Raw genomic sequence first — 22,924 nt, forward strand, 5'->3', positions numbered from 1 at the left:
TCTTGAAAAATAGCATGAATTACGAAGAAGCCTTAGATTGGTTATTTCATCAATTGCCATTCTTTCAGCGTCAAGGCGCGAAAGCATTCAAAAAAGACCTAAGCAATAGTATAAAGCTTTCAAAGCATTTAGATTCACCTGAAAATAAATTCAAAAGTATTCATGTAGCCGGAACCAATGGAAAAGGCTCCACAAGTCATATGATTGCTTCTATCTTACAAGAAGCAGGATACAAAGTTGGTTTATACACATCTCCACATTTAAAAGATTTTAGAGAGCGAATTCGTGTCAACGGAAAAATGACGAGTAAGCAATTTGTCATTCAATTCGTAAAACAAAACAAAGCGTTTTTAGAAACAGAACGACTTTCATTTTTTGAAATGACAGTTGGTATGGCATTTGATTATTTCGCAAAGAAAAAAGTAGACATTGCGGTCATTGAAGTTGGTTTAGGAGGACGATTAGATTCTACAAATATTATTACACCAGAAGTGAGTGTGATTACTAATATTGGATTTGATCATGTTGGTTTTTTAGGAGATACATTGCCTAAAATTGCTTTTGAAAAAGCAGGAATCATCAAAAAAAATATTCCTGTTGTTGTTAGTGAATACAATGAAGAAACGTTTCCTGTATTTACAGAAAGAGCAAACGAAGAGCAATCAGTATTACATCTTGCGGAAAAAACAATTACAGAAAAGTATCAAACCGATTTATTAGGCAATTATCAGCAGAAAAACTACAAAGCAGCTGTGCAAGCTGTACAATTATTAAAAGGCTTTAAAATCGAAGAAAAACACATTAAAAACGGATTGTTAAATGTGGTTAAGAATACAAATCTTCAAGGTAGATGGCAAATTCTAAATAAATCACCAAAAACAATTTGTGATACTGCGCACAACAAAGAAGGTTTAGCGTTAACAATGCGTCAATTGCAAAGTGAAACCTATGACGCATTACATATTGTTTTAGGAGTTGTAAAAGATAAAGATTTGGATGAGGTGTTTCCTTTATTGCCAAAAAATGCCACTTATTATTTCTGTTGCCCAAAAATAATTAGAGGTTTAGATGCTTCAATATTACAAGAAAAAGCAAAGGAACACGACTTAATTGGGAATGTATACAATTCTGTTTCAGAAGCCTACGATAAATCTAAAGTTGTAGCTAGTTCTAGTGATGTAATTTATATCGGAGGTAGTACATTTGTAGTAGCAGAAATAGTTTAAATTTTTTAAGCTTAAATTTTGTCAGATATAAAATCTATTCTATATTTGCATCCGCAATAAGGGCGATTAGCTCAGTTGGTTCAGAGCATCTGCCTTACAAGCAGAGGGTCACTGGTTCGAATCCAGTATCGCCCACTATCTTATTGAAAATGAATTTCGGGTGATTAGCTCAGTTGGTTCAGAGCATCTGCCTTACAAGCAGAGGGTCACTGGTTCGAATCCAGTATTACCCACAAAAAAAGCTTCTCTTAATGAGAAGCTTTTTTTAGTTTATAATAATTCCAATATTCTTTCTAAGGCCATTCCGCGTGAGCCTTTTATCAATAAAGTGCTATTGCTGACTTCGGGAAAATTGTTCTTTAAGGATTCAAAATCTTTGTGAATAATTACATTATTATTCTTGCTTTGTGTTTTGTTAAAATTTCCTCCAACTAAATAAATTGTGTCAATATCTAAGGAAGCTGCATGTTCATTTATAAACTGATGTTCTTCAGCTGCGGTCTTACCTAATTCAAACATGTCACCTAAAAATGCAATTTTTGAAGAGTCTGTTAAGCTAGAGAAGTTGTCTAAGGCAGCTTTCATGCTAGTTGGATTTGCATTGTAGGCGTCTAAAATGATTTTGTTGGAATCTTTAGTAATGATTTGCGATCGGTTGTTAGAAGGAACGTATGACTCAATAGCTTCTTTGATTTGAGTTGTATTCACTTCAAAATAAGTTCCCATAGCAATGGCGGCTGCAATGTTTGAAAAGTTATATGCTCCAATTAACTGACTTTGTATTTCTATATCTTCAACACGTAAATGAACCATAGGATTTGCATCCATAAATTGAATAGCTATATCTGATTCGTCTGTATTTCCAAATGTATAATGATTTGAATCTTGCGTACGTTCAACTTGTTTTGGATCGTTTCCGTTTACAAAAATAAATTTGTCATTCGCTTTCAAGTAATCGTATAATTCACTTTTGCCAATAATAACACCTTCTGTGCTGCCAAAACCTTCTAAATGCGCTTTTCCAAAGTTGGTAATGTATCCGTAATCTGGATTAGCTATAGTGCTCAAAAAAGCAATTTCTTTTTTATGATTAGCGCCCATTTCTACAATTCCAATTTCAGTATCAGAAGTCATTGAAAGTAGCGTTAATGGTACACCAATATGATTGTTTAAATTTCCTTTAGTGGCTGTTGTTTTGAATTTTTTCGATAATATGGCATTGATCAGCTCTTTGGTTGTTGTTTTTCCATTACTTCCTGTTAGTGAAATAATCGGAATATTTAATTGATGTCTGTGGTAATTTGCAAGTTGTTGAAGTGTTTCGAGTACATTCTCAACGAGAATTGTTTTTTCTGAACTCTTGTGTGCTATTTCGTCAATAATAGCATAAGAAGCTCCTTTTTGAAGTGCTTCAGTAGCATATTTATTTCCGTTAAAATTATCTCCTTTTAAAGCAAAAAAGATACAATTTGGAGTAATATTTCTTGAGTCTGTACAAACGACAGAATATTTCTTAAAAATGGTATATAATTCAGCGATCATATGTAATGCATTTATGGTTGAAACGAAAAAAAGCCCTGAATGAAACATCAGGGCTTTTTTCAATTACTATATACTAAGTAATATTATTTTCTAGGTCTTTTGTTTCCTTGTGATTTTGAACCAACTCTAGACATTGCACATCTAAATCCAATGTATGAAGTTGCCATATATTCTGGGAAAGCTCTTCTTTGTGCTGGATCAATCCAGTATGCTCTATCTTTCCATGAACCACCTTTATATACACGAACATTGTCGTCAATTAAAGTTGTTCTATCTTCAGATTTGTCATATTGTCTAAGCATTCCTGTAGAATCAGATCCTACTTGGTGTACTGGAGCATTATACATTTTCTTCTTGCTATTTTCTCCACCGTCTTCATCTTCATTAAATAAATCGTAATATCTTGAAGAAGCAACATCACCATCTCTGTAGTTTCTGTTGTCAGACTTGTCAAAGTTAGTTCTTAAGTAAGTCTCGTTTTCATCAACAGCAACTTGTGTTAGTTGTCCAGGAAGATTTCTAGCCATAATTCTACCATTAGATAAGGTATCATATTTCATGTTGTCAGCTTGAACAATTTCAGCTTTTCCTTCTTCGTTGATTTTGTTTTTCATGTAAACATTACCACGATAGTAGTTAAAGTCACTTGCTTCATCATCAACCATTGGACGATATACATCGGCAACCCATTCTGCAACGTTTCCAGCCATGTCATATAATCCATGATCATTTGGAGGATATGTTTTTACTCTAGCAGTAATATCAGCTCCGTCATCAGACCAACCTGCAATTCCACCGTAATCCCCTTTAGAGTTCTTGAAGTTTGCTAATTGATCTCCACGTCTTTTTCTGTTTCCACTTCTAGTGAATTCACCTTTCCATGGGTATTTTTTTCTACCACGTACGTTGTTGTACTCTCTTAAACCATCTAAACCTTTAGCAGCATATTCCCATTCTGCTTCAGTTGGTAAGCGATATTCTGGTAAAATAACACCAGATGTACGTTTTGCATATACGTTTGTATCTTCGGCTGTAGAATCTTTAGATTTTCTGTTTGATTTTTCAGCAATTCTTCCTTTGTAGTCGTCAATCTTACCTCCGTAGGTCTCAGTAGGATTTGTTAAGTATGCTTCAGTACTGAATGTACTAGTAGCATCTGTACTATCAGTTTTAACACCTTTAGCGATATAACCTTCGCGTTCTAAAACAGCTTCGTTAACTCTGTCTGTTCTCCACTGACAGAACTGAACTGCTTGAATCCAGTTAACACCAACTACAGGATATTCTGCATATCCAGGATGTCTTAAATAGTTTGTAGTCATCGTTTCGTTAAATCCTAAACGATTTCTCCATACTAAAGTATCTGGTAAAACACCAGTATAAATATTTCTATAATTAGGGTCGTCAGGTGAAAATACACTTTTAGTCCAATATAAGTACTCTGTGTACATTAAATTAGTTACCTCAGTTTCATCCATGTAGAAGGACTGAACGTGTTGTTGATTTGGAGTATTATTCCAATCGTGCATTGGGTCATCCTGTGTTTTTCCCATAGTGAAGGTTCCACCTTCAACAAATACTAAACCTGGAGCAGTTTCTTGATCTTTATATTTAGTGTTGGCCGCAAATCCACCGTCTTTACCGTCAATTCGCCAACCTGTGGCTCTTGATGTGTTTTTAGATGATGATCTTTTACAGCTAAAAAATCCTAAAGAAACTACTGCGACAAGTAGCATAATTCTTAATGTTCGCTTTTTCATAGTCAAGACTTGAGTATTGAGAGAAATTTTGGTTTGCAATATAGCAATTAAAGGTAAAATATCAAGGTTTATTTCAAAAATTAATATGATACTTACCTTCAGTACAAATATCAATAGTTTTCATATAACGACTACAGTTGTAATTTATTATTCTTAATTTTGTTTTTTTAAAGAAATACCCAAATCATTTAATAATATTTGATTTATTTTACCGTTTAAGATGCAATGAAAAAAAAACTTACTTTCCTCTTAGGTATCCTTTTTATATCAGTCAATGCTCAAAATAAGCATTTTGATTTGACATGGAGTGACGCCACGACTGAGTTTTCTACAGAAAATATCAATTTACAATTACCGACATTCAACAAAGAATACTTTGTATATAATGGTGACGAAACCATTAGTTTTATAGCGCAATGGGATGATGACCGACTTGTAAATCAGAATTCTGTTCGTTTTGATAATATTACATATGGCGTATTGTCCAACTCGCAATTAGGGAATATTGATAAACGAAAATTACCATCAGCGGTAACGATAAAGCTTTTTAATTCAGGAGCACGTGGAAAAAATAATCACATTCTTGTGGTTTCACCTTTAATAAATGAAAATGGTGTTGTTAAGAAAGTAACAAGTTTTGATATAAGTTATAATTTCAACGCGAGTAGAACTTTTTCTTCTAAAACAGAAGATGTGTCTAGTTCTGTGTTAGCTACTGGGAATTTTTATAAATTCTCTGTGCAAGAGTCTGGAGTGTATAGAATAGATGCTAATTTCTTAAATCAAATAGGATTAAATACAGGGAATATAAATCCAAGGAAATTAAAAATATACGGTAATGGAGGAAGAATGCTTCCTTTATTAAATTCGTTAAATGAACACTATGATGTTGCTGAAAATGCAATTTCGGTAATTGGAGAGGAAGATGGAGCATTCAATGAAGGAGATTATATTTTATTTTATGCCGAAGGAGCAAAGAAATGGAATACTGATAGTCAGACACATATAAATGCATATGCAGACAAAACTTTTTACTACATAACAACAGAAGGAACAGAAGATGGAAAACGAATTACTGAAGCTGTGCAACCTTCTGGAGCGCCAGCTGTGACAATAACTCAATACGATGACTATCAATTTCATGAAGAAGATAATGTAAATATTGTAAAACTAGGAAGAAGATGGTTTGGTGATGTCTTTAATATTGAAACAGAAAAGACGTTCGACTTTAATCTTACAAATCTAGTAACATCCGAACCTGTTACTATTGGAATTAAACCTGCTGCGATTTCAAATAGTATTACATCAATGTCTACTTTAATAAATGGACAGCCAGCAGAAAACGTAAATAATCAATCTACGTTTAATTTCAGTTTTGCAGCAATAAATAACTCTTCATTTGCAACACAACATATTACGCCAGGAGCTTCACAATTACGTCAAGGACTCATAGAGGATAGTGTAAATCTAAGTTCAGAAGACTTAAGTATTACGCTTAACTATTCAAATAACGGTGTTGCTGGATCAGTAGCATATTTAGATTATATTTCAATAGCTTCTACACGAATGTTAATGGGTGTTGGAACACAATTTAACTTCAAATACAATGAAGCAAGAAATATTATAGGAACTGGAGAGTATGTAATTAGCAATGCATCCAGTATACCAGAAGTTTGGGATATTACAGATATTTGGAACGTTACAAAAATTACTAATGACACTGCGGCTGCCAATTTCACGTTCAGCGCAGCAATGGGAGAAATAAGAGAATATATCGCATTAGACAATGCGCAAATTTTATATCCTACGCTTGAACCAAATAGTTTGGTAGTGAATCAAAACTTAAAAGGAACTATATTTTCTAATGGAGATGTTGATTACATTATCGTTTCTCCGCAAAATCTTGTTTCACAAGCAGAGCGTTTAGCTGATTTTCATAGAACAAACTCAGGTTTGCAAGTTCAAGTCGTAACATTACAAACAATTTACAACGAATTCAATACAGGAAATCCAGATATTGGAGCAATTCGAAACTTCATCAAATATGTATATGATAACGCAAGTTCTGACGAAAATAGACTAAAATATGTATGTTTCTTTGGAGATGCTTCCTATGATTACAAAGATAGAATCGAAGAAAATACAAACATAGTTCCTGTATTTCAGGCATATGAAAGTTTCAATCTTACGAGAGGTTTCATGACAGATGATTTCTATGGTATGATGGATGATACAGAAGGAACATTGGCAGTTGCAGATCGTTTAGATATAGCATTAGGTAGAATGTTAATCATGGATCCAAATCAAGCGAAAGCTGTGGTGGACAAAGTATTGACATATTATAGTAAAGAAGCCTACGGACGATGGAGAAATACTGTAACAATTATTTCGGATGATGCGGAAGATAATTCTGATAAAGATTTAGAAGTTGATTTAGATGCGCTTGGAAATACAATTGTAGCCAACAAACCATTTATAAATATCTCTAAAATTCACTCAGATGCATTCGTACAACAAACATCTGCCGGTGGAGAACGCTATCCAGAAGTAAATGCAGCAATCAAAGATAACATTGCATTAGGTTCGTTAGTTGTAAACTACTTTGGACACGGAGGAGAAGATGGATTATCTGGAGAACGAATATTTGAAAAAAATGATTCGCAAGAATTAAGAAATGATTGTAGACTTCCTTTATTTATCACAATTACTTGTGAATATACTCGTTTTGACAATCCATTACGTCAAACAGCAGGAGAATTCATGTTTTGGAATGAAGAAGGTGGCGCAGTATCACTCTTAACAACAACAAGACAAATATTCCAAAATGTTGGTGTAAGTATAAATGAACTATTGGCACGCTATCTATTTTCGTATGGTTCTAACGAATATCAACCAATATCAGAAGCATTACGTCAAACAAAAACGTTAGTAACAACAAGTAACAAAAGAACTGTTTTCTACATCGGAGATCCAGCATTACAATTAGCAATTCCGAAGCCAAGAGTAAATCTAACGGCAATCAACGATGTGCCAATTACACAAGTTACGGATACGTTAAAAGCATTGAGTAAAATAAAAATGGCGGGAAACATTACAGATGAATTTGGAAACATCCTAAGTAATTACAATGGAACGGTATTTTCAACGATCTATGATAAAAAAATTCAACGTCAAACGTTAGCAAATGATTTTCCATTTGTATTAGACTTTGAAACTCTAGGAGAAATTATCTTCAGAGGAAAATCAGGAGTAACAGATGGAGCATTCGAATTTGAATTTGTAGTACCAAGAGATATTTCGATTCCTGTCGGAAATGGTAGAATCAGTTTCTATGCGGAAAAAGGAGATATATTAGAAGATCATACAGGAGTTAACGAAAACTTCAAAGTTGGTGAATTAAATGAAGATGCGCCAGCAGATAATGCTCCGCCAGTTGTAAATCTATTCATGAATGATGAAAGTTTTGTTTCTGGAGGAATTACCAACGAATCACCTTTCCTGTTAGCAAAACTAGAAGATGAAAACGGAATCAACACAGCAAGTGGAATTGGACATGATATTGTTGGAATACTTGATGGTGATGAAGTAAACCCATACATCTTAAATGATTATTACGAAACAGAATTAAATGATTACACACGCGGAATTGTAAAATTCCCATTCCGAGACTTAGCAGAAGGAACACACACACTTACGCTAAAAGCTTGGGATGTATATAACAACTCAACAACAACAGAAATACAATTCACAGTTTTCAACGAAAACAACTCATTAACTATTACCAATGTGTTAAATTATCCGAATCCTTTTGTGAGCTATACTGAATTTTGGTTCAATCACAATAGCTCAAGTGAACTAGATGTAATGGTGCAAGTATTTACCATTTCAGGTAAAGTAGTACGTACACTTGTAGGAAAGGCAAACGCAGGCGCTAGCAGTAAAGACTTCGGTTCGCTGTCGCGAGATATAGTATGGGACGGGAAAGATGATTTTGGAGATAAATTAGCAAAAGGTGTCTACGTATACAAGATTACCGTAAAATCTCCGTTAACTAATCAGAAAGTTGAAAAGTTTGAAAAACTTGTAATACTATAAATAAAAACTATATTTGTCTAAATTTTAACTTAATGAAGAAGATATTTTTATCCTTATTGTGTTTAATTCCTCTTGGAATGTATGCACAAACAACGGTTATCAATCCAAATGATACAAGAGTAATTACTACAGGAGTTCCTTTCTTACTCATCACGCCAGATGCTCGAGCGGCGGGAATGGGAGAACTAGGAGTTGCAACTTCGCCAGATACATACTCGCAACAATGGAATCCAGCAAAATATGCTTTTGCTAAAGAACAAATTGGAATAGGTATCAGTTACACACCATACTTAAGTGACTTAGTAAATGACATATTTCTAGGAAACTTAACGTTCTACAACAGAATAAGTGAAAGAAGTGCTTGGTCAGCAAGTATCAAATACTTTAGTTTAGGTGAAATAGAAATTATCACACAACAACAAGCAGATATTGGAAACTTTACGCCGTTAATTGAAAGTCCAAACGAACTAGCAATTGATGCATCGTATGCATTACGTTTAAGTGATCAATTTGCAATGTCGGTAACTGGTCGTTTCTTGCGTTCAGACTTAAAGTTGCAATCGCAACCAGATACTGAAGCAAACGCAGCAAGTACATTTGCAGTTGATATTGCAGGTTTCTATCAGTCAGAAGAAATTGCATATGATAGCTACAACGGACGTTGGAGAGCAGGATTTAATATCTCTAACTTAGGACCAAAATTAAAATATGACGACTTAGGTCAGGAAAACTTCTTACCAACACAATTAAGACTTGGTGGTGGATTTGACTTTATCTTTGATGAATACAATAAACTATCTGTTAGTGCGGAAGTAACAAAACTATTAGTTCCAACACCTCCAAAACTCGGTTTTGTTGATTTAAATGATGACGGAAACCAAGATTCTGATGATCCTACAACACCAAATATTAATGAAGATGAACCAACAATTATTGTCGGAGGACAAAGTGATGATGTAAGTTTTGTATCAGGTATTTTTCAATCATTTGGAGATGCGCCAGACGGATTCAGTGAAGAATTAAAAGAATTTACATATGCTTTAGGAGCAGAATACTGGTACCAAGATTCATTTGCATTACGTGTTGGATATTTCAACGAAAGTGAAATCAAAGGAGCTAGAAAGTTCTTAACGCTTGGAGCAGGATTCAAATACAGTGCAGTAAAAATTGATGTATCATATTTATTCTCTGCATCAAAAGTTAAAAACCCATTAGAAAATACATTACGTTTCTCATTAACATTTAACTTAGGTGAGGAGTACGACGAATTTTAAAATTCAATAAATGACATATATAAAAAACCTTTCAAGCTAACTTGAAAGGTTTTTTGCTTTTATAAACAAAATTAAGCATTGAGTTCTGAGTGAATTACTCAAAATAATGTTATAGAATAGTAGCAAACTAAAGTTTACTTGCATAACTTGGTATCAACAAAATTCTGTATAGCCACAATTAGTTGAAAGTCCACAGTAAGCTAAACTATAACCACTTGGGTCTGCATCATTGCACTCGTTAAAACGACAACTTCTTCCGCTTATTCCACCATCGATTTGATTCTTTTTAAAATTAGAAACAAATGCTTTTTTAAGTTTTAAACTTTTTAAATTCTTTTTTTTCATAATAAAAATATTGTACCTACTCTTTTTACTATTAGGTTTTTCGGTTTCCACCTTTGTTTGTTAAAATGTTTGGCTATTAACCGCACAAACGATTGAATGCCCAATGACTGCTGCTCGGTACACAAAGTCCTTGACAACAAAATCCGGAAAAACAGACTCCATTATTACATCTTCGAAGTCCTCCTAGTATGCTACTTTGTTCTGCCTTTGTTAAAGCTTTTGCTATCTTTTTTAAATCTTTCATGTTGAATGTGTTTTAAATGATTATTATAAATAATTATAGAGAAATGCGGCATTGTGATTCTGAACAATACAAGCTATATTCATGACATACACCAGTTCCACAAAGGCACTGTTTTAAACCTCCGTTTATACTTTCCTGTTCTTTTTTACTTAATACGTTTCCTAACTTTTTTATATTTTTCATGATTAAAGTGTTGTTACCTACTCTTTTTATTAGTTGGCTTTTCGGTTTCCGCCTTTTTAATTCTATTTTAATTAAAAAAAGAATGTTTTTCCTCTTGAAAACAAAGTATATCGTTTTATCACACTTGCATTTTATAATAGCATTGCTTGAAAATATTTCTTGAAAAGGTTAAGGGACTTTTCGTTCTCTATTCACGAATTAGATCATGAAATATTTTACTCTATTTTCTGATACTAAATAATGACAATATGGGAGAGCAATCAACAAGTGTAATGTTGAATTCCCTGAATTTAACTAAAACTTATTGAGATATAGAATACGATTTAGTATGCGTTTTCTGTTATATTTGTTACAAAACAGTATTCATAATGAGGAGTTTTAAATTTTTCTTTGTTTTTTTAGTAGTGTTTGGATATTCACAAGAAAATGATTCAATACATTCACTTGATTATATTGAATTAGACAAAATTATTTTAACAGATATTTCAGGAAAGCCAGAAAAAAATCGGAAGTATGCAGAAGCTTATTTGCATAAAGCTTTACGAGATCATGATTCGTTATTGATTGGAAAAGGGTATTATCTTTTAGCCCGAACAGAAAAACGATATACTGCAAACGCTCCTTTTAACCGTATTTCTTTTTATGATAGTACAATTCGATATACTAGAGCATTAAAAGATCCTCTATTTCCAGCTGTAGCTTACTTAGAAAAAGGGGCTGTTTTGCATGTGCAAAAAAAATATGCAGTTGCTTTAGATAATTATTTATTGGCAGAAGGTAGATTAGGGAATAAAAAAAGTAGTACTTATTATAATATTAAATTTAATATAGGCTTTATACATAGAATTATTGGAAATTATGAAGAAGCCTTAAAAGCTTTTGATGAATGCTTAAAATATCAAGAAAAAACAAAGCACTTTGATGATGAACGGCGTTATTATAATATGAAGAACCTTATTTCCAAGACCTATCATCATATTGGAAAATATAATGAAGCAACTCGTATTAATCAAGAAGGAATACACTATGCTTTGCAACGAAATTTAATTAATTATTATACTAAATTCCTCAGTAACCAAGGTGTGAATCTTATGTTTCAAGGAAAATATCAAGAAGCTATTGATAGTTTAGAGAAAGCCTTGCCGAATATTCAGGATCGTCATAAAGCCTTAAATCAATTCTATTTAGGGAAGAGTTATTTTGCGATCAATAAAAAAGAGAAAGCATTAAGTTATTTCAAAAAAGTAGATACCGCATTTGCTAACTCTTCAACATTGACGTTACAATCTAGAGAAGTTTATAAGTTCCTAATACAAGATAGTAAGCAAAGACAAGATAAGACCTTAGAGTTATATTATACCAATCAACTCTTAAAATTAGACAGTATACATCATATACAATTTAAAAATTTATACAAAACCATTACAAAAGAATATGATATTCCAAACCTTATAAAAGTCAAGGAACAATTAATTAATGATCTTGATAAAAGTCAAAAAAAAGCAACTAAAAAATTCAACATAACATTTGTCATAAGTGTTGTATTGTCATTATTTTTATTAGTAGGTCTTTTATATAATTACATGCTCAAGAGAGTATATAAAAAACGGTATGATACTATCATTTCCAAAAAAAAAGAAAGTAATGCTTCTATAGAAGTTGTAAAAGATACCAAAACTAAAAATATTGTACCACTCACTATAGGATTAGATGATGATGCTATTCAAACAATTTTGGAAAGGTTAGATGTCTTTGAAGATGAGGAACTTTATTTAACCAATCGAATTTCTTTACAAGATACTGCGAGAATTGTAAAAACGAACTCAAAATACCTGTCTAAGATTATCAATTCATATAAAGGAAAAACATTTATAAACTATATTAATGATTTACGAGTAGACTATTTAATTGATCGCATTCTAAATGATGAGATGTATAAAAAGTACACTATAAAAGCCATTTCTCAAGAAGGTGGTTTTATTAACTCAGGAACTTTTTTTAAAGCGTTCCAAAGAAGAACTGGGCTGAAGCCCTCGTATTTCATAAAGAAAGTAAGAGAAGCACAACAGAACTAATCTTAAATTCATGGAATTTAACTTTTTTCCGATCCAATTTTCATAGTACTCTTCTGTAAATGAATAGTTTTAAACTATAAAATTTAAAAAAATAGAATTTATGAAAAAACAAAAAACAGTATTGTATTTTAAAAAAAATAGCATTGCAGATTTAAGCAAGTTAGCCATACGAGGAGGAGATGATAACAATACACAAGTTCCCAATACTATATGTTATCCTGTAACTGGACCAGCTTCTTATTGTTATGATTGTCGACTTACTGAAATGGATTGTCTTGATGCAGGATTTATCCCTGCATTAGCTAAAAATACAGAAAAGTGTTAACAATCAATATTCATAATTTGATTAATACAATATAACTTCCTTAACATCATTAAGCATTCCCGAATACATTGAGATAAGTTGTATTCGGGAATCTTTGTGAAACTGTAAAAAATAACTTCAAGGTTAGTTGTGACCATATGACCGCAATATAAAAACGGTATTCAAATACTTAATTTATTATCAATGAAATAGTAAGTGTGTTGAAATCAGTGCTTTACCTCGATATTAAAAGCTAAGCTCAAAACCAGTAGTTTTTGAGTTCTTAGTGTAGAGTTCTTAGTTCTAAGAAAATGTAAATAACAAAAAACTAAGTATTGAGAACAAACGAATACACCAATAGAGCACAAGCAAGATTACCCAACACCCAAGAGCGCAACAGTTCAAAACCTAACAACAACTAAGCAAATTACGCTATTCCATAAATAATCACTATATTTCTAGGCTATTTTGATTTGACCAATGACTAATCAAAAAGAAAATAAAAATTTCAAATGCAGGAAATAAAAATTACAACAACACTTACGTGTTATGACCATATAGAGGAACTTCCTCAAAACATTCAAGAATTAATGCAAAGTGCAGTAGAAGCACGAAAAAAAGCATACGCTCCATATTCAAACTTTAGAGTTGGCGCGGCATTATTTTTAGAAAATGGAGAAATAATACAAGGAAACAATCAAGAAAATGCGGCGTATCCATCAGGATTGTGTGCAGAACGTGTAGCAATCTTTCATGCAGGCGCAGCATATCCAGGAGTAAAAGTAAAATACATTGCTATCACAGCAACTTCTGATAATCATATCAACAAAACACCAATTCCTCCATGTGGAGCATGTAGGCAGTCAATTGCTGAATATGAAATGCGTCAAGAAGCTCCAATTGAAATTTACTTTATGGGAGGCGAAGGAAAAATTTTGAAATCGAATTCACTCAAAGATTTATTACCATTAATTTTTGATAAATCGTATCTGTAAAAAAGGAAAAATCCTTAAAAAAAATCATGAAGTAAAAAATAAAATATACTCAAACATGAATTTTATCTTTTCGATAACGTTTTCGAGATAATAATTCATGTTAAAACCGCGATAAATTACCGCTACATTTTTTCACTTCTCATTAAAATAGTATTTTTGTTATCGTTTCAATAAGAAAACAAACAACTAGAAGCTATAAACCTTAAAATGGAATTGTTACTATCTTTAAAGAACAATGCCAACCAATTTGAAATAAATGAAAAAGATCACTAAAGAGATATACCGTAAATGGTATGAGGAGATGTTATTCTGGAGAAAATTTGAAGACAAACTAGCTGCTGTATACATTCAGCAAAAAGTACGTGGATTTCTTCACTTATACAATGGTCAAGAGGCTGTGTTGGCAGGATCATTACATGCAATGGATTTATCAAAAGATAAGATGATTACTGCATACAGAAATCATGTTCAGCCTATCGGAATGGGAGTTGATCCTAAAAAAGTGATGGCTGAATTATACGGAAAAGCAACAGGAACATCACAAGGACTTGGTGGATCAATGCACATATTTGCACCAAAAAATGGTTTTTATGGTGGACATGGAATTGTTGGAGGACAAATTCCATTAGGAGCCGGATTAGCATTTGCTGACAAATACTTCAAAAGAAATGCAGTGACACTATGTTATATGGGAGATGGAGCGGTACGTCAAGGATCGTTACATGAAACATTCAACATGGCAATGAATTGGAAACTTCCAGTAGTATTCATCTGTGAAAACAATGGATATGCAATGGGAACTTCTGTTGAGCGAACTGCAAATCATACAGATATCTGGAAACTTGGTTTAGGATACGAAATGCCTTGTGGACCAGTTGACGGAATGAACCCAGAAAAAGTTGCAGAAGCTGTACATGAAGCTGTTGAAAGAGCAAGACGCGGAGACGGACCAACATTCTTAGAAATGAAAACGTACCGTTACAGAGGTCATTCAATGTCTGATGCACAACACTATAGAACAAAAGATGAAGTAGCAGAATACAAAAAAATAGACCCTATATCACAAGTAAAGGAAACACTATTAGAGAAAAAATACGCTACAGAAGACGAAATTGCAGAAATGGACAAGCGTGTAAAGGACTTGGTGAAAGAATGTGAAAAATTTGCAGAAGAGTCTCCATATCCAGAAAAAAGTTTAATGTACGACGCAGTATACGAACAAGAAGACTATCCATTTTTACCTCATAAATTATAAAACATGGCGGAAATTATAAACATGCCGAGACTAAGTGACACCATGGAAGAAGGTGTTGTAGCAACATGGTTAAAGCAAATAGGTGACAAAATTGAAGAAGGAGATATTCTTGCTGAAATTGAAACTGACAAGGCAACAATGGAGTTTGAATCTTTCAATGAAGGAACGTTATTATATATTGGTGTTCAAGAAGGTGAAACTGCGCCAGTTGATACATTATTAGCAATCATTGGAGAAGAAGGAGAAGATATAGATGCTTTGGTAAAAGGAGCAGGAGCACCAGCTAAAGAAGAAGTGGTAGAAGAAAAAGTTACAGAAGCACCAAAAGCGGCAGCAGCTGAAAAAGTTGAAATGCCAGAAGGAGCTATTGTAGTAACAATGCCACGACTGAGTGATACGATGGAAGAAGGAACTGTGGCAGCTTGGCTAAAACAAGTTGGAGATACAGTTGAAGAAGGAGATATCTTAGCAGAAATTGAAACAGACAAAGCAACGATGGAGTTTGAATCCTTCAATGAAGGAACATTACTTTACATTGGAGTAAAAGAAGGTGAATCTGCACCAGTTGATAGCATTTTAGCAGTAATTGGTAACAAAGGAACTGATGTTGATACTGTATTGAAAGTATTTGGATCGGGAAACGCACCAGTATTAGAAGGAGAAAAAGCAGCAGTAGCAACAAAGGAAGAAACTCCAGTAGAAACACCAAAAGCTTCTGGAAACGCATCTTCAGGTGGTAGAATATTTGCTTCTCCATTAGCTAAAAAAATTGCAGCAGACAAAGGAATTAACTTAGCCGATGTAACTGGCTCTGGAGAAAATGGACGTATCGTTAAACGCGATGTTGAAAACTTCACACCAGCCGCAGCTGCAAAAGTAGTAGTGCCAGCAGCAACAGCTACACCAACTGCAACAAAAGAAACAGCAGTAGTAGCTCCTTTTGTGCCAGCAGGAGAAGAAAGCAGCGAAGAAGTGAAAAACTCGCAAATGCGTAAAACAATTGCACGTCGTTTAGGAGAATCTAAATTTGCAGCGCCACATTATTACCTTACGGTAGAATTAGATATGGACAATGCAATTGCTTCTAGAAAAACAATCAATGCAATTCCAGATATTAAAGTATCATTCAATGACATGATTGTAAAAGCTTGCGCGATGGCATTACGCAAACATCCACGCGTAAATACAACTTGGAGTGATGCAGCAACAATAGTTCATAAGCATATCCATGTTGGTGTCGCAGTTGCAGTAGATGACGGATTATTAGTTCCAGTTTTGAAATTTGCGGATCAAATGAGTTTAACAACCATTGGATCAAACGTACGTGATTTAGCAGGAAAAGCGAGAAGTAAAAAGATTTCACCAGCAGAAATGGACGGAAGTACTTTTACAATATCAAACTTAGGAATGTTTGGAATCTTAGAATTTACATCCATCATTAATCAGCCAAATTCAGCAATCTTATCAGTTGGAACTATTGTTCAAAAACCAGTAGTGAAAAATGGAGAAATTGTTGTCGGGAATACAATGAAAGTTACATTAGCGTGCGATCACAGAACTGTAGATGGCGCAACAGGAGCACAATTCTTACAAACTGTAAAACAGTATGTAGAAAATCCTGTGACAATGTTAGCATAAACATAATACACATATCAAATCCCACGAAAGTGGGATTTTTTGTTTACATCAATTAGCAATCAAAAACTATCAATCATGAAACATTTAAAAAACATACTAGGAATTTGTCTTATATCATTACTGACTTTTTCTTGTGGAACAAAAGAAGTCGTTATCAAAGCACAAGAAGTAGATGATATAGTAACATATTTAGCTTCTGACGAACTAAAAGGAAGAGATACTGGAAGCGAAGGAATTGACAAAGCGGCAACATATATTGAAAACTACTTCAAAGAAAATGGTGTCAAACCTTATTTTGATTCATATCGTGATAGTTTTACGGTAAAAGGAAAAAATGCATTTAATGTAATTGGATACCTAGAAGGAACTGATCCTGCTTTAAAAGATGAATTTGTAATCATTGGTGCACATTACGACCATATCGGAATTATAAAACCAGTTGGAAACGATAGTATTGCTAATGGAGCTAACGACAATGCTGCAGGTGTTGGAACAGTCTTAACAATGGCAAAATACTTCGCAAAAACAAAAAGTAATAAACGAAGTATCTTATTTACATTATTCTCAGCGGAAGAAAGAGGATTGTTAGGTTCAAAACACTTAGCCAAAACTTTAAAAGCTGACAACATAGATTTATATTTAATGTTGAACTATGAAATGGTTGGAGTTCCTTTAGTTGGTAAAGACTATACAGCATATGTAACAGGATTTGATAAAACTAATCTTGCTGAAAAAATGAACGAATACGCAGGAAAAAAAATCGCAGGATTCTTACCAAAAGCTGGAGAATACAGATTATTTATGCGTTCGGATAACTATGCATTCTTCAAAGAATTCAATGTGCCTTGTCAATCATTCTCAACGTTCGATTTTACAAATTTTAATCACTATCACAAAGTAGGAGATGAATCTGATGCAATGGATTTTAATCATATGGCAATGTTTGTAAACACGTTTATTCCTGCAGTAAAAAAAGCAGTAAACGCAAAAACAAAAGAAATTAAAATGAATCCTTCAAAGTAATTATCTAGTTTGAAAATTATTTGATTTGATAATTTAAAAAGGGACTAATAAACTTTAATTATCAGCTAATAAACGTCACTTCGAGTGAAATTCTATAAGAATTTAGTATCGAGAAGTGCTTAAAACTTCAATGCATTATTGTGTATTCTAATTAAAATTATTCAATTAGAACTAGCTTAAAAAAACAAAAATGAAAAACATCATCATTACAGGAACAAGTAGAGGAATAGGTTTTGAATTGGTGCATCTTTTTGCAAAAGAAGGATACAATATATTGGCGCTTTCGCGAAATGAAAAGCCAATTACTAATCTAAACTATGAAAATATCACATCGTTTGCATTTGATCTCAGCAAACCTGAAGATTATGGACGTGTTACAGATTTCGTAAAAGAAAACTGGGAACAAGTTGATGTAGTGATTCACAATGCAGGAGCTTTATTAAATAGACCTTTTGTAGAAACGACGATGGAAGATTTCAAGTGGATTTATGAAGTCAATGTATTTGGTGTAGCAGAATTGAGTCGTGTATTATTACCACATATGGTTTCGGGAAGTCATGTGGTAACGATTAGTTCTATGGGAGGAATTCAAGGTAGTATGAAATTCCCTGGATTAGCTGCATACAGTTCTTCTAAAGGCGCCGTGATTACATTAGTAGAATTATTAGCAGAAGAACACAAAGATGCAGGAATCGCTTTTAATGTACTTGCATTAGGCGCTGTGCAAACCGAAATGTTGGCAGAAGCTTTTCCAGGTTATGAAGCGCCGTTAAGTGCGTTAGAAATGGCAGAATACATTCGTGATTTCTCTTTGACAGGAAATAAATTCTATAACGGAAAAATATTGCAAGTTTCTAGTTCTACACCTTAATCCTTAGATTGCAAACACATTTTTTGACACTTTTTTTACATTTGATTGACATGTTTAATAGGCAACTCGTTCTATATTCGTGGAAATGTAAAAAATAGAATCATGAAGAAAATCAGAAATATTGCATTGCCATTAATAGTAGCAGCAATCATAATTGTGGCTAGTGGTTATACTAAAAATGAAACAAATTCAAAAAGCAATGACGTTGTTGATACAAATAAAATAGTTGATGTTGTAAAAGATAAACAACATCAGACCATGAATCTATTTGTGACACATGGACATTGCAGTACACCATTTGCAGGTGTTATAACTGATTTAAAACTTGATGCTCCTTCGCGTAGTGATCAAGGAAATCCTTTGGAGAATATGAGTCTTTCGTTTGACTTAGATCCTAATACATTTAAAGTATGTAGAGCGGAAGAATTAACCGCAACAGTTACCAAGCCAGGGTTATTTATAGGAGTACGTGATGAAAAAATCACCTTTAGATCTACGAATGTCTATACCATGGGATTAGATTGGTATCAAGTAAATGGTAAAATGTCCATAAAAGGAATAGAAAAGGATGTAAAGTTTTTTGTGACTGGTATCAGAGATCCAAAAGAAGCAATGGCAAGTTCATTAGTATTAAGCGGTCAAATAAATTTATTTGATTGGGGAATTGATTATGACAAAATCGTAAGCGGGAAATCGGATAGTGTTCCAACAAAATTACTATATATAAACATGAAATTTGATGTTCCAAGCTAATCCCATGGTATTTACAGTTTTAGAAAAAGGGCAATAAAATTTAACAAGGAAATATTGTAGGTTTCGAGTTCGATACTCTGTTTTTTGTTGATTGACTATTCTTTTTAATCAATCGTTACTATGATTCTCATCATGAAGAATCTGATCAATCACAATACAAGTCATTAAAATTGCGATCTCATTTTCTTCCTCTTGGATATCAATACTATAACTATCTGTCCAAGCCCAATGTTTTTTGCTAATAGTTGCTACTTGTCTATTATTTCGCATAAATACAAATTCATGACTCCAAAAATCACCTTGAATAGAATAGTCATTTGGTCCAGGCACATCTAGTGTAAATTGTTTCTTAAACCAACTCCATTCTTTAATCACTTCTGCATACAATTCATTATCAATAAAAATTTGATATTTAGGCATGAATGTAAAAAGCTTTTGTTTTATCACAGCGACTTCGTTTCTGTTTTCATCTTGAAATGATAAATTATCTCCCCAAGAAAAGGCTTTTCCTTTTACATAAAAGCATTCGTTGCCTTGTGCGTCAGTGATTGAAAAATTATCACCAAATCCCCAAAATTTCTCTTTAATTCTATATACCATATTGATGTGTTAGTTTTGTTTGAAAGTAGTAATTACAATGTATGAGTAATTAATTTTGTGTAAACGTTACATGAAATTTATAGACTCATGAAAATAATAAATTACTTGAAAACAAAAAACGGAAGCCAATAGACTTCCGTTTTTTTCAATAGTATATGTGATAAAGATTACATCTCATCAATAATTTTTTCAATCAACTCTGTGGTTGACTTATAACTAAGACCTTCTTCTTTTGCTATATCAATTGCCTTTTTAGCAGTTTTTAAAGCTTTGGAGTATTTCCCAGTTTTGTATAACAAAGCAGCGTGTGTATCTACATTGTAATATGTAGCTTCTAGTTCAATAGAACGTTCTACTGCTTTTATTGCTTTCAACAAAACCTTTATATCATTGTGGTTTTTGTATGCATTCCATGCTAAAGAATTTAACTTAGTGGAAGAATCCCAGATTTTATCAATATTCGTTTGACTAAAATCGTTTACATCAAAGTCATCAGAAGATGAATTGTCAGAAGAGTCAGTAGAAACGGTCGTTCCTGAATCTCCACCCATATGTTTCTTAATAAGATTTTCCATCTTAGTTTTACTCATCGCGCCTTCAATCTGTTCTAAGTTTGAACTATTGTAAATAAATAAATATGTAGGCATTGCAGAAATTCCCAAAGCATCGTCTACTTGACTTTTGTCTACATCAACTTTATAAAAATCAACACGATCTTTATACTTTGTAACCAATTGTTTTATAATTGGATCCATACGTTTGCATGGTCCGCACCATGTAGCATAAAAATCCAAAACGATCAATCGATCATTATTAACGAGTAACTTAGATTCTGCGTTATCGTCTGTTAACTCAGTTTGCGCAAAGGAGGGAAGTGCAATACAAAGCATTAGTAATAGCAATACTTTTTTCATAATAGTAGAATTTAATTCGATTTTAAAAATAAACAAAAAAAACCATGTCATAAAATAATCAGGAAGTATTTTGAAGTAAAATACCTATTCATAGGTAAATAGCTTTTAATAGACATAATCAAAAAGGATGCCTATTTTAGTTGCTATTCTTTTTTACCTCTAATTTAGATTGATCTTACATTTCTTTTACATATTAGTGCGAACCAAATATTTGTAGTAATTTATCCATTCATAAAACAAGTATTTTTACGTATGTAGAAACAAAAGAGAATACCTACTTTTAAAATCACCATTAAAATAAAACTAACTACATTATGAATGGACTACTCTTCCAGTTGCCAAAAAAGGTAACAAAGTCAAATCTCAAGCAAGCAATGCAACAAGCTATTGAAATTGAGATTGCCACAATTCCTGTGTATCTATACACATATTATTCAATTAATAGAACTCCATCGCAGTCTGATGTAGAAGCACATATTCTTTCAGATATGAAAGCGACTCAAAAAGGTAAGAAAAAGAAAAAATCAGATGCTGAATTACAAGCAGTAGCAGCACAATTGGCATTAGATATTATGGTTTTTGCTAATAAAGCCGGTGGGTTAATCATGAGTGTGGCCGTAGAGGAAATGTTACACATGTCATTATCTTCAAATATTAAAAATGCTTTAAAACCACCGTATGGAGGTGTTCCTAGCTTAGTTGGAAAAACACCAAAAGTTTGGCCAGCGTATTTACCAGGACATGTTCCTGCATTTGAAATTAATAGAGGAAAACTTTCGTTAGAACAGTTACATGCGTTCTTGCTAATTGAAAGTCCATTACCTTTCAATGTTAATGAAGCAGAAAAAGGCAACGCGATTGAGTATACTACAATTGGTGAATACTATGATCTAATTATTAACTGTATTAAAACAGAATTGAAAGATTCAGATTTTAATGGAGATGCGCCACAACTACTTCCTGAAAAAGGATACTATGCACAAAATAATATTGATACTATATATTATGATGAAAATCACAAACCACAATTTCCTAATGCAGATGATAGTGGCGGATTGGTGCATGTAAAAGGTAAAAACTCTGCAATTCATGCAATGCATGAAATTATAGAACAAGGAGAAGGAGCTTCCGAAACAGTTGATATATTAGGAGATAAAATAAAAATAGTAGGAGATCACTTAACATCAACAGGAGAAGTAGTTTGTCCATTGTTTCCACTAGAAAGTGGAATGACTAATCCATTAGATTACGATGATAAAGACAAGAAAGAATTGTCACACTTTGATAAATTTTTAGAAGTATACTGTACGATTCAAAGAAAAACCCACGAATTGAATACATTTTTAGGAACGAAGGATTTCGATTTTACTAAATACTTTGTAAGAGATCTTCCTAAAAACCCAAGTACTTCTGACTATCCAACAGCCATTCAAGATGTTTCCAATCTTACGAATGCAATTTATACCTATATCTTTATAATGGCCGAAGCATGTTATAAAACTGCAGGACACAAACAATACGAAATCTTTATGTTTGGAATTCACAAATCTATGATTTGGTTACTAGACAACTTATGTGGAACGATGTCTAAGCTAAGTTATACAGCTAGTAGTGGAGAAAAACAAAGCGTAGCTGCTACACTTGAAGATTATGATTTTGAAGCATCATCAAGTCCAAAATCTCAAATTATAAAGTTAGCAGGAATTGCAATGGCTTCAAGTTCTATTGTATCTCAAACAATATTAGGTAGAATTAAAGATTTGCCAGATGTGCCACTAGAAGCATATCTAGTAGAGAACAATAAAGGTATTTTATAATTTAAAGGAT

17 protein-coding genes and 2 tRNA genes are annotated in these 22,924 nt (G+C 33.0%); 14 read left to right on the forward strand and 5 right to left on the reverse strand.

The window, feature by feature from the left end; all coding sequences use genetic code 11:
• The first annotated feature begins 14 nt into the window (after positions 1-14).
• The 3 genes from ACUUYC_RS12300 (at position 15) to ACUUYC_RS12310 (ending at position 1,459) form a co-directional block, all read left to right on the forward strand.
• Positions 15-1,226, forward strand: a complete 1,212-nt coding sequence (locus ACUUYC_RS12300) for a bifunctional folylpolyglutamate synthase/dihydrofolate synthase (protein ID WP_474266170.1) — start codon at positions 15-17, stop codon at positions 1,224-1,226.
• A 60-nt stretch (positions 1,227-1,286) separates the two neighbouring features.
• Positions 1,287-1,361 (forward strand) — tRNA-Val (locus ACUUYC_RS12305).
• A gap of 23 nt (positions 1,362-1,384) precedes the next feature.
• Positions 1,385-1,459: transfer RNA gene (locus tag ACUUYC_RS12310), tRNA-Val, on the forward strand.
• A 37-nt stretch (positions 1,460-1,496) separates the two neighbouring features.
• Here ACUUYC_RS12310 and ACUUYC_RS12315 read toward each other — a convergent pair.
• Both ACUUYC_RS12315 and gldJ read right to left on the reverse strand, forming a co-directional pair.
• Positions 1,497-2,768 carry a UDP-N-acetylmuramoyl-tripeptide--D-alanyl-D-alanine ligase gene (locus ACUUYC_RS12315; protein ID WP_474266171.1) on the reverse strand — a complete coding sequence of 424 codons (1,272 nt, stop codon included), beginning with the start codon at positions 2,766-2,768 and terminating at the stop codon, positions 1,497-1,499.
• Positions 2,769-2,851: 83 nt separating this feature from the next.
• The gene (gene gldJ / locus ACUUYC_RS12320) at positions 2,852-4,528 is read right to left on the reverse strand and encodes a gliding motility lipoprotein GldJ (RefSeq protein WP_474266172.1); all 1,677 of its coding nucleotides are present in this window, start codon (positions 4,526-4,528) and stop codon (positions 2,852-2,854) included.
• A gap of 225 nt (positions 4,529-4,753) precedes the next feature.
• Between gldJ and porU the strand changes: the two genes are divergently transcribed.
• Positions 4,754-8,623, forward strand: a complete 3,870-nt coding sequence (gene porU / locus ACUUYC_RS12325) for a type IX secretion system sortase PorU (protein ID WP_474266174.1) — start codon at positions 4,754-4,756, stop codon at positions 8,621-8,623.
• Positions 8,624-8,655: 32 nt separating this feature from the next.
• A complete protein-coding gene (gene porV / locus ACUUYC_RS12330) occupies positions 8,656-9,897 on the forward strand; it encodes a type IX secretion system outer membrane channel protein PorV (protein WP_474266175.1) in 1,242 nt (413 codons plus the stop codon).
• Between the two features lie 153 nt (positions 9,898-10,050).
• On the opposite strand, the gene ACUUYC_RS12335 is transcribed toward porV, so the two are convergent.
• Positions 10,051-10,242 carry a hypothetical protein gene (locus ACUUYC_RS12335; RefSeq protein ID WP_474266176.1) on the reverse strand — a complete coding sequence of 64 codons (192 nt, stop codon included), beginning with the start codon at positions 10,240-10,242 and terminating at the stop codon, positions 10,051-10,053.
• A gap of 795 nt (positions 10,243-11,037) precedes the next feature.
• Between ACUUYC_RS12335 and ACUUYC_RS12340 the strand changes: the two genes are divergently transcribed.
• From ACUUYC_RS12340 to ACUUYC_RS12375, 8 genes are all read left to right on the forward strand, one after another.
• Entirely contained in the window at positions 11,038-12,744 is a 1,707-nt protein-coding gene (locus tag ACUUYC_RS12340) for a helix-turn-helix domain-containing protein (protein WP_474266177.1), read from the forward strand.
• Positions 12,745-12,844: 100 nt separating this feature from the next.
• A complete protein-coding gene (locus tag ACUUYC_RS12345) occupies positions 12,845-13,069 on the forward strand; it encodes a hypothetical protein (protein ID WP_474266178.1) in 225 nt (74 codons plus the stop codon).
• A gap of 491 nt (positions 13,070-13,560) precedes the next feature.
• A complete protein-coding gene (gene cdd, locus ACUUYC_RS12350; protein ID WP_474266179.1) occupies positions 13,561-14,043 on the forward strand; it encodes a cytidine deaminase in 483 nt (160 codons plus the stop codon).
• Between the two features lie 256 nt (positions 14,044-14,299).
• A complete protein-coding gene (gene pdhA / locus ACUUYC_RS12355) occupies positions 14,300-15,298 on the forward strand; it encodes a pyruvate dehydrogenase (acetyl-transferring) E1 component subunit alpha (RefSeq protein ID WP_474266180.1) in 999 nt (332 codons plus the stop codon).
• Between the two features lie 3 nt (positions 15,299-15,301).
• Complete coding sequence (locus ACUUYC_RS12360; protein ID WP_474266181.1) at positions 15,302-16,936, forward strand: 2-oxo acid dehydrogenase subunit E2; 1,635 nt, start codon at positions 15,302-15,304, stop codon at positions 16,934-16,936.
• A 75-nt stretch (positions 16,937-17,011) separates the two neighbouring features.
• On the forward strand, positions 17,012-17,959 hold the full coding sequence (locus ACUUYC_RS12365) for a M28 family metallopeptidase (protein WP_474266182.1): 948 nt from the start codon (positions 17,012-17,014) through the stop codon (positions 17,957-17,959).
• Positions 17,960-18,149: 190 nt separating this feature from the next.
• Positions 18,150-18,830 carry an SDR family NAD(P)-dependent oxidoreductase gene (locus ACUUYC_RS12370; RefSeq protein ID WP_474266183.1) on the forward strand — a complete coding sequence of 227 codons (681 nt, stop codon included), beginning with the start codon at positions 18,150-18,152 and terminating at the stop codon, positions 18,828-18,830.
• Between the two features lie 102 nt (positions 18,831-18,932).
• Positions 18,933-19,583, forward strand: a complete 651-nt coding sequence (locus ACUUYC_RS12375; protein WP_474266185.1) for a YceI family protein — start codon at positions 18,933-18,935, stop codon at positions 19,581-19,583.
• 108 nt (positions 19,584-19,691) lie between these two features.
• Here ACUUYC_RS12375 and ACUUYC_RS12380 read toward each other — a convergent pair whose 3' ends face one another.
• Together ACUUYC_RS12380 and ACUUYC_RS12385 are read right to left on the reverse strand one after the other, a co-directional pair.
• Positions 19,692-20,183: an LURP-one-related/scramblase family protein gene (locus tag ACUUYC_RS12380; protein WP_474266186.1), complete on the reverse strand. Its 492-nt coding sequence runs from the start codon at positions 20,181-20,183 to the stop codon at positions 19,692-19,694.
• Between the two features lie 167 nt (positions 20,184-20,350).
• Positions 20,351-21,097 (reverse strand): thioredoxin family protein, encoded by a 747-nt coding sequence (locus tag ACUUYC_RS12385; RefSeq protein ID WP_474266187.1) that lies wholly within the window; start codon positions 21,095-21,097, stop codon positions 20,351-20,353.
• 314 nt (positions 21,098-21,411) lie between these two features.
• Here ACUUYC_RS12385 and ACUUYC_RS12390 point away from each other — a divergent pair, with 314 nt between their 5' ends.
• Complete coding sequence (locus tag ACUUYC_RS12390) at positions 21,412-22,914, forward strand: ferritin-like domain-containing protein (RefSeq protein ID WP_474266188.1); 1,503 nt, start codon at positions 21,412-21,414, stop codon at positions 22,912-22,914.
• The last annotated feature ends 10 nt before the right edge of the window (positions 22,915-22,924 follow it).

Source organism: Kordia sp. E, from assembly GCF_056033805.1.

Coding starts and splice junctions, on each gene's coding strand:
- ACUUYC_RS12300 (WP_474266170.1), top strand. CDS start 15: ATGAATTACGAAGAAGCCTTAGATTGGTTATTTCATCAATTGCCATTC.
- ACUUYC_RS12315 (WP_474266171.1), bottom strand. CDS start 2,768: ATGATCGCTGAATTATATACCATTTTTAAGAAATATTCTGTCGTTTGT.
- gldJ (WP_474266172.1), bottom strand. CDS start 4,528: ATGAAAAAGCGAACATTAAGAATTATGCTACTTGTCGCAGTAGTTTCT.
- porU (WP_474266174.1), top strand. CDS start 4,754: ATGAAAAAAAAACTTACTTTCCTCTTAGGTATCCTTTTTATATCAGTC.
- porV (WP_474266175.1), top strand. CDS start 8,656: ATGAAGAAGATATTTTTATCCTTATTGTGTTTAATTCCTCTTGGAATG.
- ACUUYC_RS12335 (WP_474266176.1), bottom strand. CDS start 10,242: ATGAAAAAAAAGAATTTAAAAAGTTTAAAACTTAAAAAAGCATTTGTT.
- ACUUYC_RS12340 (WP_474266177.1), top strand. CDS start 11,038: ATGAGGAGTTTTAAATTTTTCTTTGTTTTTTTAGTAGTGTTTGGATAT.
- ACUUYC_RS12345 (WP_474266178.1), top strand. CDS start 12,845: ATGAAAAAACAAAAAACAGTATTGTATTTTAAAAAAAATAGCATTGCA.
- cdd (WP_474266179.1), top strand. CDS start 13,561: ATGCAGGAAATAAAAATTACAACAACACTTACGTGTTATGACCATATA.
- pdhA (WP_474266180.1), top strand. CDS start 14,300: ATGAAAAAGATCACTAAAGAGATATACCGTAAATGGTATGAGGAGATG.
- ACUUYC_RS12360 (WP_474266181.1), top strand. CDS start 15,302: ATGGCGGAAATTATAAACATGCCGAGACTAAGTGACACCATGGAAGAA.
- ACUUYC_RS12365 (WP_474266182.1), top strand. CDS start 17,012: ATGAAACATTTAAAAAACATACTAGGAATTTGTCTTATATCATTACTG.
- ACUUYC_RS12370 (WP_474266183.1), top strand. CDS start 18,150: ATGAAAAACATCATCATTACAGGAACAAGTAGAGGAATAGGTTTTGAA.
- ACUUYC_RS12375 (WP_474266185.1), top strand. CDS start 18,933: ATGAAGAAAATCAGAAATATTGCATTGCCATTAATAGTAGCAGCAATC.
- ACUUYC_RS12380 (WP_474266186.1), bottom strand. CDS start 20,183: ATGGTATATAGAATTAAAGAGAAATTTTGGGGATTTGGTGATAATTTT.
- ACUUYC_RS12385 (WP_474266187.1), bottom strand. CDS start 21,097: ATGAAAAAAGTATTGCTATTACTAATGCTTTGTATTGCACTTCCCTCC.
- ACUUYC_RS12390 (WP_474266188.1), top strand. CDS start 21,412: ATGAATGGACTACTCTTCCAGTTGCCAAAAAAGGTAACAAAGTCAAAT.